This window comes from Streptomyces sp. NPDC059900, assembly GCF_050270335.1.
Lineage (GTDB): Bacteria > Actinomycetota > Actinomycetes > Streptomycetales > Streptomycetaceae > Streptomyces.
In genome coordinates this window covers 1-1,997 of record NZ_JBNNJZ010000952.1, presented here as the reverse complement: position 1 = coordinate 1,997, position 1,997 = coordinate 1, and the positions used below count along the sequence as shown (strand labels likewise).

At 68.5% G+C, this 1,997-nt stretch carries 1 protein-coding gene and 1 pseudogene; one reads left to right on the top strand and one right to left on the bottom strand.

The genetic code is table 11. The features are described from left to right. The first annotated feature begins 162 nt into the window (after positions 1 to 162). The gene (locus ACQKIP_RS46090) at positions 163 to 1,548 is read left to right on the top strand and encodes a mycothione reductase (protein WP_365856780.1); all 1,386 of its coding nucleotides are present in this window, start codon (positions 163 to 165) and stop codon (positions 1,546 to 1,548) included. 159 nt (positions 1,549 to 1,707) lie between these two features. Here ACQKIP_RS46090 and ACQKIP_RS46085 read toward each other — a convergent pair. Continuing rightward, a pseudogene (locus ACQKIP_RS46085) lies at positions 1,708 to 1,997 on the bottom strand (cellulose binding domain-containing protein); the annotation flags it as partial.

The window sequence follows — 1,997 nt, the reverse complement described above, 5'->3', positions numbered from 1 at the left end:
GTCGTTATCCGGCCACGTACAGATGTGCCACGTGGTGCGGCGGTGCCTGAGCTCACGTCGTGTTGCGGACGAATGAGCATGACCAGAGCCACTGGTGGTCAACAGTGCGCCAGGTGGGGTGGGCCGGGGTGTGAAGATGCCTGATGGGGCTACACATCCCCCATGACACATCACGATCTTGTTGTGATCGGTGCGGGCTCCGGAAATGCCGTCATCGACGACCGGTTCGCGCACCTGGACGTCGCGATGATCGCGCAGGGTCCCTTCGGCGGCACCTGCCTGAACGCGGGCTGCATTCCCAGCAAGATGCTGGCCGCCACCGCGGATGCCGCGAACACCGTCAAGAACAGCGGACGGCTCAACGTCCGGGCGCAACTGAAGGAAATCGACTGGCCCCGCATGCAACGGCGCGTGTTCGGCCGGCTCGATGCGCAGGCCGAGGGCGGCGAGCAAGGGCGACGGGACACGCCCTGGATGACGGTCTACCGCGGGTGCGCGCACTTCACCGGTGACAGAGAGCTCCAGGTGACCACCGACGCGGGCAGCGAACACATCACGGCGGACCGGATCGTCGTGGCGGCAGGTAGCCGTCCCGTCGTCCCTCCGGCAATCACTGACTCGGGACTGCCCTACGAAACCTCCGACACCGTCATGCGCCTGGACAAGGTTCCGGCCCGGCTGATCGTGGTGGGCGGCGGATACATCGCCGCCGAGCTCGCCCACGTCTTCCACACGGCAGGCGCCGAGATCACGGTCGTCGAACAGGAAGAGCGGCTGCTGTCCCCGCAGGACGAATCCGTCTCCCGGGCCTTCACCGACAGCGCGTGTGACCGGTGGGATCTGCGGCTGGGCCGACGCGCCACCGCTGTCCACGGCGCGCCCGGCGACCTGACGGTCAACCTCGACGACGGCGCCCGACTCCGAGCGGACAGCCTGCTCGTCGCGGTCGGCCGCCGTTCCAACGCCGACACCCTGCACGTCGACAAGACCGGCATCGCCTGCGACGAGCACGGGCTGATCACAGTTGACGCGCAACTGCGCACCAGCGCACCCGGCGTCTGGGCCCTGGGTGACATCAGCGACGGCGGCCCCGCGCTGAAACATGTCGCCAACCGGCAGGCACAGGTCGTCGCCCACAACCTGCTGCATCCCGACCACCCGCAGGAGATGTCCTGTACGGCCGTTCCCTCGGCGGTTTTCACGGACCCGCAGATCGGGCAGGTCGGCCTCACCGAGCAAGAAGCACGGGAGCGCGGCATCGACTTCGTCGTCGGCCGCCGCGACTACCGGGACATCGCCTACGGATGGGCCCTGGAGAACACGCAGGGCTTTTGCAAGGTCCTCGTCGAACGCGGCACCGGGTCCGTCATCGGAGCCCATGTGCTCGGCCCCCAGGCCGCCACGCTCATCCAGCCCCTCGTCCTGGCCATGACGTGGAACGTCCCGGCCCGTGACGTGGCCGGTGGCCCTCTGTGGCCCCATCCGGCCCTGACCGAAGCCGTGGAGAACGCCTTGCGCGATGCGGTCGATGCCCTCGAAGCGTCATGACCGCGCCGCCCGCCGGGGCCAGGGCCAGAGGGCATCCGTACGCGTATTCGGCTGCCGGTCATCGCGGCGGCGGATCGTACTGCCGCCGCGATGGTCTCGCGCGGGCGGTGTGGACGCCGGGATGTGCGTACGGGCCGCAGCGGGCCGGCGTCCGTCCCCTCAGGCGCCCGGCACCGTGTCCTCGAAGGTCGTGCCGGCCGCACGGTAGTTGCCCACCAGCGTGCCGACCTGGGCGGGGGTAAGGACCTGGTCCTTGACGTGCAGTACGTAGTCCACCTGCTGATCGTAGGAACGCGGTGTGGTGCTGGTCTGGCCCGCGAGGTCGATCAGCCACTGGTTGAAGTTGATGGACATGGGCCGCTCGGGCAGATAGGCGGCTCCGTGCGTGCCGAAGTGCTGGCCGTCGACGTAGTAGGTGATGGCGTTGTTGTCGATGGTCACCACCAGGT